Consider the following 15,682-nt stretch of genomic DNA (forward strand, 5'->3'; position numbering starts at 1 on the left):
CAAATTTATTCGCTGCGTAATGATTTCACCGGATTGACCAGTGCCGTTCGGATGGACTGGAAGCTAACTGTAAAAAAGGCAATCAGAATTGTTAGCAGGGCCGCCACGGCAAACGTCCATCCGCTGATGCTGATGCGGTAGGGATAGTTTTCCAGCCATTGCTGCATAGCATACCAGGCCAGCGGAAAGGCAACCAGAAGCGAGAGCACCACCAGTTTTAGAAAGTCAGACGACATCAGTTGAATAATACTGGCTACAGAAGCTCCCAGCACCTTCCGAATTCCGATTTCTTTAGTGCGCCGTTCGGCAGAGAGCGTGGCAAGGCCGAACAAGCCGATGCAGGAAATAAAAATGGTCAGGATGGCCCCAAACAACAAAATCTGTTTCCATTTCGCTTCCGACTCATACTGCTTCAGGTTGGCCTCCTCTAAAAAGGTGTATGAATAAGGATGAAATGGGAAGAGTTTTTTGAACGTCTTTTCAATGTACTTCAGACTGGCCGTTGTTGTGTTCGGTTTGATTTTCATGAACACCTTTCCAAATTGATTGCCCGGTTTCATGGTGAATAACTGCGGGCCGATTGCCTCGTTCAGCGCGTTGAAATGATGGTCCTGTACCACCCCTACCACCGTATATTTTTCATCGGGTTTGTACCAGAAGTCAACCACCTGCCCAATGGGATTTGTCCAGCCCGCTTTTTTGGCAAACGTTTCGTTGACCAGTACCGAGCGGGTTGAATCAGCCGGAAAATCAGGGGAAAAATTTCGACCTTTTCTAATCGGAATATGGAATAGGGGCAGGTAAGTCGGGTCGACCGTTTCGTACTTGAAGTTGATCTCCGTGTTCTGGTTTACTTTAGCAATGGTGCCCCATTGGCCGCCGTTTTTGGGTGCTACATCAACTATATTTCCATTTTTCAGCAGTTCCCGTTTCAGCAACAGAACTTCGCTCCGCTTCAGGTTTGATTTATCGACACTGATAATATTGGCATCGTCATAGCCTAAATCCTTGGTTGTCAGGTAATCGAACTGCGAATAAATGGTGAGGGTAGCAATGATCAGGAATGAAGCCAGGGCAAATTGGATTACGACCAGGGAGCGCTGTAGATAATTCTTTTTCGACAGATTAAATCGGTTGTACAGCGTTTGGACCGGGTTATAGCTAGACAGGACCAGTGCCGGATAAAAGCCAGCCAGGAAGCCCGTAGTCAGGAAAAGCCCCACATACCCCAGTACCAGTTTAGTATCCAGCAGGTAGGCCAGATCCAGCGCTTTGTTGGCCAATTGATTAAAGGTAGAAAGCACCAGCTGTAGCCACAGCAGGGCCAGTAAAAACGCGCCCAGACACAATAGAAACGACTCGCCCAGGAACTGCAACGTAAGTTGCAGACGCCCTCCGCCCACTACTTTCCGAACGCCGATTTCTTTAGCCCGCTTCAGGGAGCGGGCAACCGTCAGGTTCACGAAGTTGATGCAGGCAATCAGCAAAATGAACAGGGCGATCCCCGACAGAATGTAGGAGAACATGGGACTGCTGCCATCCACCAGTCCGTTGTTGGCGGGCAACTCTTTGCTCAGGTGCATGGCCGTGAATGGTTGCAGGCCATAGGCTACCTGGTTTTTGAACCCGTACTTATCCGCCATCATTTTAATGGAGGAAGCGGCATTGGCCCGGTAAATCTGGTTCATTTTAGCCTCGATACGCATAATCTGGTCTTGCGTAGTGCCAGGGTGAAGCAGGACAAACGTATTCAGGAACATGTTGAACCAGTTTTCATTATTCGTCATTTCGGCCTGGTCTATAACCATGGGCAAAAGAATATCGAACTTGATGGATGAGTTCTGCGGGCTATTCCGGACCACACCCGTTACGGTATACGGGTCAAACCTGATCTTGTCGTCAACGGGATTATTAAAGAAAATGAATTTCCCCAGGGCCTCAGTAGTACCAAATTGCCTGCGGGCCATGTCCTCCGAAATAACCACGGAGCGGGGCTCCCGCAGGGCCGTTCGGGTATCACCGCTGAGCAATGGAAACGAGAAGACGGAAAAAAAACTGGAGTCGGCAAAGAACACTTCCTGACTAGCTATTTCAGTACCATTTTTCAGGTCCATCCGGTCGCTTCTGTACCGTACGAACGATTGTATTTCGGGAATGCCCGCGCTGAACGTTGGTCCCTGAAAAAGGCCAGTATTGCCCTCTACATGGTCTATTTTGCCCGCCGGTGTCAGTTCCTGACGGGCAATACGGTACAGCCTGGTGCTGTTGGCATGAAACCGGTCGTAGCTGACTTCGTCTTTGGTATACAGAATAATCAGCATGGCCGCAGCCAGCCCAATGCTTAGCCCCACGACGTTAATAATCGAATACGCCTTGTTGATAGCCAGCGTACGGAGAGCGATTTTGAGGTAGTTACGGAACATAAACTAGCTGATTTTTAGTATCTTTAATAAGCAAAAGCTGTTAACAAAGTCTGATGGCTCATCAAGCTGATCTGCTTCCGCAAAGTTTATGATTCAGGACGACGGCAGTAACGCTCCGCTTATACACCAGCATACAATTGCCCGCCTGACCGCAAAGCTATATCCCTACTTCGAGCCTGGAATGATTCCGTTTGAGCCAATTCCTGAAATGATGGTTGGCGAGTACAATAGCCCAACGCCGGATGTAATTCTGTCTGATTATACGACCGGGCAGGCGCATATTAGTATTGAAGTGACACAGACGAAAGGAGTAAAAGCGGACCTGAGGAAAATAATAAATTGGCCCTGCTTCGGCGACGGTGGGCTATCAATCGAATCGTCGTTCTCCGAACGGCTTCAGCTTGATTTGAATGCCCTTCTGTAAACCTTTTCACTTCACCAGTACAGTGTTTTTCTGATCGGTTTTTACCACAAAAGGCAACTGCATTTGCAGCACATCGTTCTGCCGATACTCGTACTGATAACTACCCGGCGGCATCTCCAGATCGAACGGGAAAGCCGGTTTATTTTTATCGTCCTCTATCTCGCGTTCTGCCGAAAATCCGTTTCCACTAATTGTAATTTTGGTTTTTCCGGTGCAGGTTAAGCAACTGAATGTTACTTTCATTATGCCCGGAGCCCCCGCCGTATTAGGTAGGGCAGGAGTAGGTGGTGCTTCGCCCAGACCAAGTGAATCCAATACCCGGGTTTTCATGGCTTCTTTCTGTTCTTTGCTCATTCCCACCACGTTGAACGTTCGGTTGTAATGAATGGCCTTCCCATTACGATCACCGTCGATACGTATCGAATAGGTCTTGTCGTCATCATTGATCGACGTATTCAAATTTGAATGGACGGATGTCTGCGCTAGGGTTATAAAACTGGTTAATAGCAGGCCGAGAAGCAGGATTCTCATAATCTGATTTAATGACGCTACACGTGAAAATTCTCCGTCACTACTTTCCCATCGAACAGGTTCACGATGCGGTGCGCAAACCCGGCATCGTAAGGGGAGTGCGTTACCATAATGATGGTCGTACCTTCGTCGTTCAGTTCACTTAATACTTTCATCACTTCTTCCCCATTTTTCGAGTCGAGGTTACCCGTCGGTTCATCAGCCAGAATAAGTTTGGGTTTGGCGACTACCGCCCGGGCAATGGCTGTACGCTGTTGCTGACCACCCGACAGTTGCTGGGGGAAGTGATTGCGCCGGTGCATAATGCCCATTCGCTCCAGAGACGTTTCTACCCGGCTTTTACGCTCATCGGCAGGGGTTTTCAAATAGAGAAGGGGCAGTTCTACGTTTTCATAAACGGTTAATTCATCAATCAGGTTGAAGCTCTGGAACACGAAGCCGATAGAGCCTTTGCGTAGCTGTGCCCGTTGCCGTTCGGTCATGTTCGCTACGGCCGTACCGTAGAAATTATACTCCCCATCGCTGGGATTATCGAGCAAACCCAGGATGTTGAGCAGGGTCGATTTGCCACAACCGGATGGCCCCATAATGGCGACAAACTCGCCATCTTTCACCTCCATGTTGATGCCATTGAGGGCGGTGGTTTCTACTTCTTCGGTAGCGAAGAGTTTCTGAAGATTAACTGTCTGGATCATGATCTATAAGAATGTCTGAACGGGGATTTAAAATCAAGGAGTTAAAACTCTAATACGTCATTGTCACCAAAGTTCTCGTACGAACTCGTGATGACCTGATCGCCGGGTTGCAGACCCTCCAGCACTTCGTAATATTCGGGGTTTTTGCGACCCAGGGTAATATTCCGTTTTACGGCCCGGTTGCCAGTTTGGCTAACCACATATACCCAGTTTCCACCCGTATCAGAGAAAAACCCGCCAACAGGTAGCAGCGTAGCTTTAGCCGCTTTCCCTAATTCTAACTGGATGGGTGTCGACTGCCCGCGCTTGAGTCCTTTGGGCGCTTCTTTCAGGAACTTCATATCCACATCAATACGACCATTACGGGATTCCGGATAGACGCGGGTAATTTCCAGTGCGTGCTGTTGTCCATTGTACTCAAAGGAACCAGTTAGCCCGGTAAACAGGCGGTTGTTATAGTGTTCATCAACGCCCACCCGCATTTTGAAGCCGTTCATGTCATCAATCTGACCAATATTCTGCCCCTGGTTGATATTTGAGCCAACTTCAATATCCATGGAGGATAGCAGACCGGATACGGGAGCCTTCACCACCAGGTTATTGAGCGTTTGCTGCCAGAGCGACACGTTTTTCTGGGTTCGGGCCAGGGTGCCTTCCAGTAGTTTAATTTGCGTCCGAGCGTTGTCATCCTGGTACTTCTGTGATTCGACCTCAATTTTCCGTTGTTCAATCAACCGTTCGTAGTCCAGTTTGGCCTTTGTGTATTCCTGAGCTGAAATAACTTTCTGGTTGTACAAAGTAGCCTGCCGGTCAAACACATCTTTGGCCTGGTTAATCTGAAAATCGAGGTCCGATAGTGTTTTGCGCAGGGCAAACCGTTCCACGCGCAGCCGCTGCCGGGTATTCTGCAAGTCATTCACCAGCCGGTTGGCTTCGGTTTCCGACTGTAGGAAGTTGAGCCGCAGGGTTTGGTTTTCCAGGCGTAGCAACACATCACCCTGTTTTACGTTGGTACCACCTTCAACGAGTTTTTCCGTTACGTAGCCCCCGGCAATAGCATCGAGCCGGATGGTTTTCAGCGGTTGTGCTACACCCGTTACGGCAATGAAGTCCTCAAATGGTCCGGTCGAAACGGTCGAAACGGTTATTTTATCTTTTTCAACGTTCAGTTTCGACCGGCGGTCGGTAAAAAAGAACGTGTACACCAGTAAGCCCACTATCAGCGCACTGCCCCCAAATAAAGCCGTGCGCTGGGTTGTCCAAAATCGTTTAGGTAAGACGCGATCCATTGTTCAATACATTATTTAGTGAATGAGAAGCCATTGATACGTTGACTAATAACGCTGGACTCATCTCCTGATAAGGTATGTGCCAATAGTCATGCCAGTTGGAGGCACCATTTGATTGTCAACGATTTAGTTCTGCATGCTCGTGTTCATTTGTCCGCTTTCGGACGAATCGTGTCCGTTTTTGGGGTACGTACTAATCCCTGTTGGCTCACCTCTGCCAGCACATAGGCCGATAACGTTCGGGAGCGGGTAACCGGATTCAGAAAATCATACGTTAGCTGACTGACGTGGTAATAGGGGAACACGGCCAGCGTACGGACCGTAAAACCCCGGTTACCAAGCGAATCGGCAAGGTCGGCCGATGTAAATACCTGCCGGGAGCCTGTTCGTAGTTGAGCACTCAAAGCAGAATCGGCACGGGCATACTGCGTGGGGGCTTTCGCGTAGAACTCATATGACCAGAAACTACCGCCCCCCACACCCGTACCCGGTTCGTACAGAATCGTTGGGCGGCTGGCGGTAGTCGGCTGTGTATTTGCGTAGTCGGCGGCTGCACTTCCGGCCTGATAGCGTAGAAAAGTAGGGTATAGAAACAAATTCAGGGCACCGGCCAGCACCAACATAACCCCAACCATCCGTCCGGTTAACCCCAGCAAATTGTTTTGCCGAAAGAGCAGAAAGGTACCAATAGCGCTAACCAGCACAAAGGCCAGGGCCAGTTGAAGGTGTTCCGGTTTTACCAGGTTCAGTAGCCAGGCCATTACCGCTACCAGTAACAGCCCGATGATGGTTTGAGCAATAGTCCACCGGCGCAGGGCAAGCGATTTCAGGCTGACCAAAAACTGCGCAGCCAGGATGGTGAAGAAGGGGAAAACAATGTTCAGGTAGTGGGGCAATTGAAAACTCGATAGCGAGAAAAGCGCGAACGTAGCCAGCCCGGAACCGAGCGATACGTACTCAGGACCCGGCTGGTTGAAGAACTGTTTTCGATGCCGGAACAGGTTAGCCAATGCATTGCCAATACCCGCGTACAGGGGCAGCGACCAGGGAATAAATGCCCAGAGCAGGGTATGGACAAAGAAAAACTTATCACCCTCGCCCTTGATTGGACCTGTATTGAAGAATCGCCCAAACTGGCTATCCCAGAAGAAAAAACGAATTCCTGATATGCCCGTTTGGCCAAAGATTACTTTCTCCGGGTGCAAATCGAACTGTTGATACAGGCAGTAAATTTCGGGGAGGGTAAAAACGAACGACAGCGCAACAGCTACATACCAGCGTGGTTTCACTAGCTCGCGCCAATGCCCGGTCAGTATCCAGTGAAAGACCAGCCCCGCGCCAATGGGGATGAGAACAAAAATACCCTTGGTCATCAGGGCACAGCCCGTGAGGAGTGAGCCAGCCAGCAAATGAAGGCCGCTGTTGGGTGTACGCTTAAACACCCGCCAAAAATGATATACCGCCCCGATAATAAGCGGCATCAGGTACGGCTCTGCCCGAACATCGCTGTTGGATAAAACACCGTGAAACGCTGTCAATAGCACTAGGGAAGCCACCTGAGCCACTACCTTTGGGTAAACGAGTCGGGAAAAGCGATAGGTGTACACCACACTACCCAGGAAAAAAAGCAGAGCCGGAAACTTGTACGCGAAGGTGTTGATACCAAAAATCCGAAAACTTAGAGCCGCAACCCAGAAGGGGAAATGGGGCTTGTCGAGCCAATCTGTACCCACCGCGTAGAGGTTGACAAAATCACCCGTTTCCGCCATCTGTTTGGCAATGCAGGCGTATAATGCTCCATCAACTTCCATGATGGGCAGAAATAGGCCCGTCATGTTCAGCAGTACACCAACGGCTACAAGCCCATAAAACCAACGATCAGGGAGAGAATCACTCATTTGGCGGTCATTATGCTTTGCTGTCATAAGGTTGCCATCATACCTCGCTGTCATGACAATCGTGCCCAGTGATAGCGAAGCACAATGACCATTAATGACTATCAGATGACCAAAAATGACCACCTAATGACGATAATGACCATTCACGACAATTTGAGAATCAAAGTACGGAAGAAAACCGTAATTCGTTGTTGAATCGGGTTGGGTGTGCAACAAATTCGCCAGTCCGTTATCTTTAGACTATGCAAGATGCCAAACTCTTACTCGTAGATGACGACCCAGACGTGTTGCTGGCAGCCCGGTTGTTGCTCAAACGGCACGTTGGCTCGGTAGATATTGAAAAAAATCCCGAAAAACTGCCGTTTCTGCTCAACAACAATCGCTACGATGCCATTGTACTCGACATGAATTTTCAGCGGGATGTGAGCAGCGGGCGCGAAGGTTTTGCCTGGCTCGACCGGATCCTGGACATCGACCCCAATGCGCGGGTTGTGCTGTTTACGGCCTACGGCGATGTAGAAATGGCCGTGCGGGCTATCAAAGCCGGTGCAGTCGATTTTGTGCTGAAACCCTGGCAAAACGATAAGTTTCTGGATACCATTCGCGGGGCTGTCCGTAAAGGAGAGGAAGATAAAAATCAGATTGAAGCCGACGGGCAGGGGGTATTGGCCCGGAAAACGGGCAAGCAGTCCGGCATTATTGGAGCAGCCATGCGGCCTATTCTGGATACGGTTGCCCAGGTAGCTCCCACCGATGCCAATGTATTGATTCTGGGCGAAAACGGTACGGGTAAAGACTTGATTGCCCGCGCTATTCATGACCAGTCGAACCGGCACGACAAACCCTATGTAAGTGTTGACGTGGGTGCATTGACCGAGAGTTTGTTTGAAAGTGAGTTGTTCGGTCACGTGAGGGGAGCCTTTACCGATGCCCGCGACGACCGGGCCGGACGCTTTGAAGAAGCTAACGGGGGCACTATTTTTCTGGACGAAATTGGCAACCTGAGCGCATCACAGCAAGCCAAACTGCTCACGGTGCTGCAACATCGTCAGGTTACGCGTGTTGGCTCGAACAAAGCCCGACCGATTGACGTGCGGCTCATCTGCGCAACCAATTCCGACATTTCTGAGCGGGTAAACTCCCAGGATGGTCCGGCGGTTCGGTTCCGGCAGGACTTACTCTATCGAATTAACACGATTGAATTCAACCTGCCCCCCCTGCGTAGCCGCCCGTCCGACATTGGACCATTGGCTGACCATTTCGTGAAAAAATACGCGAAACAGTATAACCGGCCCGTTTCTGGCCTGAGTCCGGCATTGCTGGCCGATATGAAGCAATATCAATGGCCGGGCAACGTGCGGGAATTGCAACACGCCATCGAACGAGCCGTTATCCTCGCCCGGCCTGGTGCGGTCCAGCCGGGGTTGACCCAATCGGGCGAAGCTTCAGGAACCCTGCTGGAACCCAATCATTTTATCTTTAAAAATGGATCGGCAGCGGCATCACCCGTTAACGAAACGCTGCAACTGGAAGATATGGAGCGTCAATTGATTCAGCAGGCGATGCAGAAACACCGGGGCAGCATCACCGATGTGGCACGGGAACTTGGCCTGTCGAGGCAGGCACTTTACCGGCGGCTGGAGAAGTTTGGGCTCTAGTAGTCGGATGTACTAAGTCAATTTACACCTCCTCAAGTTGTCCCAACTCACGGGCAATCATTGTCCGGGCTAGTTGTACGACCTCATCTACCGGGCGGTTCGCGGGTTCGATACCGGGCAGCACCTGCCAGGACATGCGCGAAAAAGACGTGAGCGGGAACATCCCCGTTGGGTTAAAATGGCCCGTGCCGCGAATGACAACCGGAACCACCAGCGCATTGGGTGCCCGCTTCAGCAGGGTAGCAACCCCGCCCGCCACAAATGGGCCCATAGGATAGGCGAAGGAATCTTTTTTTCCATCCTTGGGAGCGCGGCTCCTGGTTCCCTCCGGAAAAATCACCGCCGAATGGTTTGTGTCCCTGATAAGCTTTCCCAGACGGGCAATCTCCACGATAGCCTGCTTGGGGTCTTTTCGATTGATGAGAGCCGCGCCACTCTTTCGCAGATTGTATGAAATCCCCGGTATGCCGTGCGCCAGTTCTATTTTCGATACGAAAAGGGGCGTGTGTAGGCGCAGAAACCAGATCATGGGCGAGATATCGAACATACTCTGGTGGTTGGCCACGAAAATAATCGGTCGGTTGGTGGGTATATCGGTTCGGTTAATGAACTGGATGGTACTACCGGTCAGATACCAGCCATAGGCGATAAAAGCATTCATCCAGTCAACCGATTTCTTATGCGCCCCTCTGCCAAAGCCGTGCCAGGCAACAACCTGCGCTACGTGAAAAAAACACAGTACCAGACCAAAGTAAATCAGGTAAACAACCGTTAGTATATAATCAAGGAGTTTTTTCATACAGCATAATCTGTCAGAATTCGACGCACCAAAATTAATGCGCCGACACGATTCTCCATGTAGAAAAAGCGAAGTCCAGCCTGATTCAATCAGTTATATTGTCGAACTTTACCCAATCATTTACTTAGTCGTTCATTTTTTTGTTTGATCAGTCCATGAGCTTATCTGGCACACGTTTGGAAGTTATGCGATTCGTCGGTGAGAAAATCGACGCGTCCATTGATGCGTACCTGAAACCTATTGAAACAAACTGGCAACCTACCGATTTCCTACCCGATACAACCAGGGAAACGTTTCTGGACGAGGTAAAGCAATTGCGGGAAAGCACCCGCGAGCTGTCGTACGATTACGTAGCGGTGCTGGTGGGCGATACGATTACGGAGGAAGCGTTGCCTACCTACGAATCGTGGCTGATGGATATGGAAGGCGTTAATCAGTCAGAACCGAATAGCTGGACACGCTGGATTCGGAGCTGGACTGCCGAAGAAAACCGGCACGGCGATTTATTGAACAAGTTTTTATACCTGTCGGGGCGGGTGAATATGCGGGCGATGGAGGTGTCGACCCAGTACCTGATTGCCGATGGTTTCGATATCGGCACCGGCCGGGACCCCTACCGGAATTTTATTTATACATCCTTTCAGGAGCTGGCTACCAACGTATCGCACCGCCGTACGGCTACACTGGCCAAGCAGGCTGGCTGTGTGCAGTTGTCCAAAATTTGTGGGGTCATTGCCTCCGACGAAATGCGCCATGCGAAGGCTTACAAAGGCTTTGTAAGTCAGATTCTCGAAGTTGACCCAACTGGTATGATGCTGGCTTTTGAGGATATGATGCGCAAGAAAATTGTAATGCCCGCCCATTTCCTGCGTGAATCCGGCGTAAAAATCAGCGACACATTCAGCCATTTCTCCGATGCCGCTCAGCGTTTGGGGGTGTACACAACAATGGATTACATCGAGATTGCAGAGTCTCTGCTGATCGACTGGAACATTGGGTCTGTTAATGACCTCAACGACGCCGGGCAACGCGCCCGCGATTACCTGATGGCCCTACCCAGCCGGTTGCGCCGGGTAGCCGACCGGACTAAAGTACCAACCCTGGAGTATCCGTTTAGCTGGATTGCTGCTTAATATGAATCGGTTTGCTATCGGCATCGGCTGGCGTATCGGTAGTATTATCCTTTTGGTCAGCGCCCTTACGTATTATTGGTTACAGGCGGTAAACGGGTTGCTGCTTTTTCCTTTGGCCGTAGCACTGCTTTCCATCATTATCAGTCTATACCGGTTCGTTACCAGCCTAAACCGTAAACTAACCCGGTTTCTGGAATCGGTACGCTACTCCGACTTTGCCGTTGCTTTTCGTGCCGACAGTAATCTGGGACCTTCTTTCCACGCACTCAACAGCCAGTTCAACGAGGTACTGGATGCATTTCGGCAGGCACGGGCCGAGAAAGAAGCGAACCTGCACTATGTAAACACTATTGTACAGCATGTCGGCGTCGGATTATTGACCTTTGATGCAACCGGGCAGGTGGAGTTGGTCAATCAGTCTGCCCTTCGGTTGCTTGGTATCTACCGGCTCCGCACCCTGAATGATCTTGATGCCACTCATTCAGAGCTGAGTCATCTGTTAAGCTCGGCCAAGACATCGTCTACCCCGGTTTCGTATCAGACCGGTACCGATGGTGAATTGTCGGTACGGTGTACATCGGTTCGATTACGCGGGCGTTTAGTCACCGTCGTTTCCCTGCAAAACATCCGGACAGAACTCCAACAGCGCGAACTGGAAGCCTGGCAAAACCTGACAAAAGTTCTCCGGCATGAGATCATGAATTCTATTACGCCTATCGTATCGCTGGCTGGCACTATGCGCGACATTGTTGAAATTGATTTGATGGGTGAAGGAGACAAGGAGGAGGGAGTGACGAAAAACCCCACCTTGTTGGCTTCTTCCCCCCTCGATGATTTACGGGATGCGTTGACAACAATTGAACAGCGGGGCGAGGGTATTATGCGGTTTGTGGATGCGTATCGAAACTTCACCACCATTCCCCAGCCCGTTTTTTCCGATGTGCCGGTTGACCCTTTTCTGCGCAAAGTATGCCAGTTAGCGAAGGCCAATGCACCCCGATGCCAGATGTCCGTTCGGGTTGCCTCACCAAACCTGGTCATCCGGGCCGATGCAGCCCAAATTGAAATGGTATTGCTCAATCTGATCAAGAACGCGGTAGAAAGCCTGGGAGAAGTAGTGCAACCAACCATTCAGATCGAAGCCGAGTCGGTAGGAGCGCAAGTCATCATTCGGGTTATCGATAATGGGCCGGGCATCGAACCCGAAGCGATGGAGCAGATTTTTATCCCGTTCTACACCACCAAAAAAACAGGTTCCGGCATCGGCCTGAGTCTGTCGCGCCAGATTATGCAACTCCACAACGGCCAACTCACGGCCCTTTCTACCCCAGAAGCCGGTAGTACATTTAGCCTCAGTTTCTAGAGGAATTGGGATCGGCAATCTGTATTTTTAATGCGCCTGCTGTAGCTGTAGAAGTGGGTGAGGTTAACGTTTTAGCCAGCTTCGCTCACCATTTTCTCTGGCATTACGGCCAATCTCATACAAAAACGGCCTGTAAGCTAATTGCTTACAGGCCGTTTCAATGTGCCGAAGGCGAGACTCGAACTCGCATGTCCGTAAAGACACACGCCCCTGAAACGTGCGTGTCTACCAATTTCACCACTTCGGCAATTCTATTGTGGTAACTTGTTTCCCGGAAGGGACTGCAAAGATACAGTTCACTAAACCGTACACGCAAGGGTTTATACTAAAATATTTCGCGTTTACCGGCTAAACTGTAATCGTTTCCCGGCCCGCTCCGCCAGGAAGCGCCCGTTCTGGTATACTAATTCGCCCGATACGACGGTATGGGTTACGGTTGCCCCAAACGTATTTCCCTCCAACGGTGACCAGCCACACTGATACAGAATGTTCTGCTTCGTTACCGTAGTCGGCTCGTTTATATCCACCAGCACCAGATCGGCCCAGTACCCTTCCCGAACGTAGCCGCGCCGGTCGATCTGAAAACAGTCGGCGGGGGCGTGGCTCATTTTACGTACCATTGTTTCCAGCGTCAGCTTCTCCTGCTTCACAAACTCAAGCATCAGCAATAAGGGATGCTGAACCAGAGGTAGGCCGGATGGGGCCTGCCAGTAGGGCTGTTGCTTCTCGTCCCAGGTATGGGGGGCGTGGTCAGTGGCTATAATATCCAGTCGGTCATCCAATAATGCTTCCAGCAATGCCACTTTGTGGTGCGGTGCTTTGATAGCCGGATTGCATTTGATCTGATTTCCCAGCCGGGCGTAGTCGGTGCTGTCGAACCACAGATGATGGACGCATACTTCGGCCGTGATTCGTTTTTCGGTTAAGGGGATGGTATTGTCGAACAGGGCTAACTCGTCGGCTGTTGAAATATGCAGGATGTGTAATCGGGTGTTATGCCGTTTGGCTAGTTCAACGGCCATGGACGACGATTTCAGGCAGGCCTTTTCATTCCGAATCAGCGGATGCAGGTCAGCAGTTGCCCGGTCACTATACTCCTCCTTGTACCGTTCTGTATTTGCCCGAATGGTGGCTTCATCTTCGCAATGAGTGGCAATCAGCATGGGACTTTGCCGGAACAGACTATCCAGCACCGACTCATTATCCACCAGCATATTCCCGGTCGATGAACCCATGAAGACTTTTATCCCACAAACATTCTGGCTATCAGTGCGCAGCACTTCGTCGAGGTTGTTATTCGACGCACCCATGAAAAACGAGTAGTTTGCCAGCGCAGTCCGTTCGGCGATAGCGTATTTGTCAGCCAGTAACTCCTGCGTGAGCGCATTGGGAACAGTATTAGGCATCTCCATAAACGTGGTGACGCCCCCTGCTACACCCGCCCGCGACTCGGAGTGAATCGTTGCTTTATGGGTCAAACCCGGCTCCCGAAAATGCACCTGATCGTCAATCACGCCCGGCAGTAGATACTGACCGCTGGCATCGATTACCTGACTGACACCGGCATCGGACAAACCTGGTTTCATCTGGGCAATAAAGCCGTTTTCTATTAAAACGTCTGTTTCAACAATACGGCCTTCGTTGACCAGTCGGGCGTTACGAATCAGAATTTTAGTCATAATAACCGGGCGGCTTCTTTGGCAAAGTACGTCAATATCACGTTGGCACCCGCCCGCTTAATGGCCATCAGGGATTCCATCATGGCGCGTTCCCCGTCGAGCCAGCCGTTTTGGGCGGCTGCTTTGATCATAGCGTACTCACCACTGACATTGTAAGCCGCAATGGGTAAGTGAAAGTTATCATCCAGTAGTTTGATGATATCCAGATAGGCCAGTGCCGGTTTTACCATCAGGAAATCGGCCCCTTCTTCAAAGTCGAGCTGGGCTTCAATTAAGGCTTCGCGGCTATTGCCGGGGTTCATCTGGTACGTCTTTTTATCGCCAAACTTAGGGGCCGAATCCAGCGCATCGCGGAATGGGCCGTAGAAGGCACTAGCGTACTTAGCCGCGTACGACATAATGGCTACGTCGTGAAAGCCGCCTTCGTCCAATACCTGCCGCAGATAGCCCACACGCCCATCCATCATGTCGGACGGGCCGATGATGTTGGCGCCGGCCTGCGCCTGCGCCAGGGTCATTTTGCCCAGTACCTCCAGCGTCTCGTCGTTCAGAATTTTACCGTTCTCCACAATGCCATCATGCCCATCGGAACTGTAGGGGTCCATGGCCACATCGGTCATGACCATAACATCCGGGAAGCGGTCTTTTATGGCTCGAACAGCCTGCAAATACAATCCATCGGGATTATAACTTTCAGTAGCATATTTATCTTTTCTGGCTTCGGGCAGGTTCGGAAACAGATCAAACGTGTTGATGCCCAAATCAACGCATTCCTGAATTTCGTCCAGCAACAAATCGAGCGACAGCCGGTAAATTCCCGGCATAGACGCCACTTCTGACCGAACGTTTTTGCCTTCCAGGATAAAGAGGGGAAGAATAAAATCGGTGACCGACAGGCGAGTTTCCTGCACCATATCGCGGATAACCGCCGACTGGCGATTCCGGCGTGGGCGACGTGTTAAGTTCATTTGTTTCTGGTTTTCGGTTTATGGTTTACGGTATTTGGTTTACGGTTGGCTGACGCATGCTTGTACGCGTCAGCCAACCGTAAACCAAATACCGTAAACCTCAAACGATCAATTTAAATCCTTCGCCGTGCACATTCACTAACTGAACATTCGGGTCTTCGCGAAGGTACTTGCGTAGCTTGGTCACGTATACGTCCATGCTTCGGGCGTTGAAATACGAGTCGTCCCCCCAAACCATTTTCAGGGCAAAACTACGACTGACGGGCTGATTGAGGTTCTGTGCCAGCAATTTTAATAACTCGGATTCTTTGCTGGTTAGTTTCTGAGGGGGGACGTCGGCACCCGACTCAGCACGTCTGGAGAGAAGTTGATGGGGATAATCGAATGAGAGCGAGCCAATCTGATAGGTAGTCTGCTCTACTATATCGGCCGTGCGCTGGTACCGACGCAGGATAGCCTGAATCCGCAGCAACAACTCCTCCATGCTGAAAGGCTTCGTGATATAATCATCGGCACCAGCCTTGAAGCCCTGAATGGTGTCTTCTTTCATCGACTTGGCTGTCAGGAAAATAATAGGGACATCGCGGTTACCCATCCTCACTTCTTTGGCAAGAGTGAAACCGTCTTTTTTCGGCATCATCACATCAAAGAGACACAGGTCATACTCACCCGCCATAAATAATTCCAGCCCCTTATTGCCATCAGTGGCACGGTCGGTCTGGTAGCCTTTCATAGTCAGGTATTCCTGAACCAGTAGCCCCAGATTGGGGTCATCTTCAACGAGTAGTACGGTGGGCATAAGTGTGAAAGAGCGAAAGAACG

13 protein-coding genes and 1 tRNA gene are annotated in these 15,682 nt (G+C 50.6%); 4 read left to right on the forward strand and 10 right to left on the reverse strand.

Annotation, left to right across the window (positions count from 1 at the left end; genetic code table 11):
* Positions 1-5 precede the first annotated feature (5 nt).
* On the reverse strand, positions 6-2,423 hold the full coding sequence (locus B156_RS0104800; protein WP_018618510.1) for an ABC transporter permease: 2,418 nt from the start codon (positions 2,421-2,423) through the stop codon (positions 6-8).
* Positions 2,424-2,511: 88 nt separating this feature from the next.
* On the opposite strand from B156_RS0104800, the gene B156_RS0104805 reads away from it, so the two are divergent.
* Positions 2,512-2,847 carry a hypothetical protein gene (locus B156_RS0104805; protein WP_018618511.1) on the forward strand — a complete coding sequence of 112 codons (336 nt, stop codon included), beginning with the start codon at positions 2,512-2,514 and terminating at the stop codon, positions 2,845-2,847.
* Positions 2,848-2,853: 6 nt separating this feature from the next.
* Here the strand turns inward: B156_RS0104805 and B156_RS0104810 are convergent, their stop codons facing one another.
* The 4 genes from B156_RS0104810 to B156_RS0104825 form a co-directional block, all read right to left on the reverse strand.
* Positions 2,854-3,378: a hypothetical protein gene (locus B156_RS0104810; RefSeq protein ID WP_018618512.1), complete on the reverse strand. Its 525-nt coding sequence runs from the start codon at positions 3,376-3,378 to the stop codon at positions 2,854-2,856.
* A gap of 17 nt (positions 3,379-3,395) precedes the next feature.
* Entirely contained in the window at positions 3,396-4,073 is a 678-nt protein-coding gene (locus B156_RS0104815) for an ABC transporter ATP-binding protein (RefSeq protein ID WP_018618513.1), read from the reverse strand.
* A gap of 41 nt (positions 4,074-4,114) precedes the next feature.
* The gene (locus B156_RS0104820) at positions 4,115-5,362 is read right to left on the reverse strand and encodes an efflux RND transporter periplasmic adaptor subunit (protein WP_018618514.1); all 1,248 of its coding nucleotides are present in this window, start codon (positions 5,360-5,362) and stop codon (positions 4,115-4,117) included.
* 146 nt (positions 5,363-5,508) lie between these two features.
* A complete protein-coding gene (locus tag B156_RS0104825) occupies positions 5,509-7,260 on the reverse strand; it encodes an ArnT family glycosyltransferase (protein ID WP_018618515.1) in 1,752 nt (583 codons plus the stop codon).
* Positions 7,261-7,502: 242 nt separating this feature from the next.
* On the opposite strand from B156_RS0104825, the gene B156_RS0104830 reads away from it, so the two are divergent.
* Positions 7,503-8,918: a sigma-54-dependent transcriptional regulator gene (locus B156_RS0104830; protein ID WP_018618516.1), complete on the forward strand. Its 1,416-nt coding sequence runs from the start codon at positions 7,503-7,505 to the stop codon at positions 8,916-8,918.
* A gap of 22 nt (positions 8,919-8,940) precedes the next feature.
* On the opposite strand, the gene B156_RS0104835 is transcribed toward B156_RS0104830, so the two are convergent.
* Positions 8,941-9,717, reverse strand: a complete 777-nt coding sequence (locus B156_RS0104835) for a lysophospholipid acyltransferase family protein (RefSeq protein WP_018618517.1) — start codon at positions 9,715-9,717, stop codon at positions 8,941-8,943.
* Positions 9,718-9,872: 155 nt separating this feature from the next.
* Here B156_RS0104835 and B156_RS0104840 point away from each other — a divergent pair, with 155 nt between their 5' ends.
* Together B156_RS0104840 and B156_RS0104845 are read left to right on the forward strand one after the other, a co-directional pair.
* Entirely contained in the window at positions 9,873-10,850 is a 978-nt protein-coding gene (locus B156_RS0104840) for an acyl-ACP desaturase (protein ID WP_026260609.1), read from the forward strand.
* Position 10,851: 1 nt separating this feature from the next.
* On the forward strand, positions 10,852-12,213 hold the full coding sequence (locus B156_RS0104845) for a sensor histidine kinase (RefSeq protein ID WP_018618519.1): 1,362 nt from the start codon (positions 10,852-10,854) through the stop codon (positions 12,211-12,213).
* Between the two features lie 163 nt (positions 12,214-12,376).
* On the opposite strand, the gene B156_RS0104850 is transcribed toward B156_RS0104845, so the two are convergent.
* From B156_RS0104850 to B156_RS0104865, 4 genes are all read right to left on the reverse strand, one after another.
* Positions 12,377-12,460: transfer RNA gene (locus tag B156_RS0104850), tRNA-Leu, on the reverse strand.
* A 94-nt stretch (positions 12,461-12,554) separates the two neighbouring features.
* Positions 12,555-13,892, reverse strand: coding sequence for a dihydroorotase (locus tag B156_RS0104855; protein ID WP_018618520.1), 1,338 nt, complete (start codon positions 13,890-13,892; stop codon positions 12,555-12,557).
* The gene (gene hemB / locus B156_RS0104860) at positions 13,889-14,860 is read right to left on the reverse strand and encodes a porphobilinogen synthase (RefSeq protein ID WP_018618521.1); all 972 of its coding nucleotides are present in this window, start codon (positions 14,858-14,860) and stop codon (positions 13,889-13,891) included. The genes B156_RS0104855 and hemB overlap by 4 nt, the downstream gene beginning before the upstream one ends.
* Positions 14,861-14,960: 100 nt before the next feature.
* On the reverse strand, positions 14,961-15,659 hold the full coding sequence (locus tag B156_RS0104865) for a response regulator transcription factor (RefSeq protein WP_018618522.1): 699 nt from the start codon (positions 15,657-15,659) through the stop codon (positions 14,961-14,963).
* Positions 15,660-15,682: the final 23 nt, after the last annotated feature.

It is taken from the genome of Spirosoma luteum DSM 19990 (assembly GCF_000374065.1).
In the GTDB taxonomy this organism is placed as follows: Bacteria; Bacteroidota; Bacteroidia; order Cytophagales; family Spirosomataceae; genus Spirosoma; species Spirosoma luteum.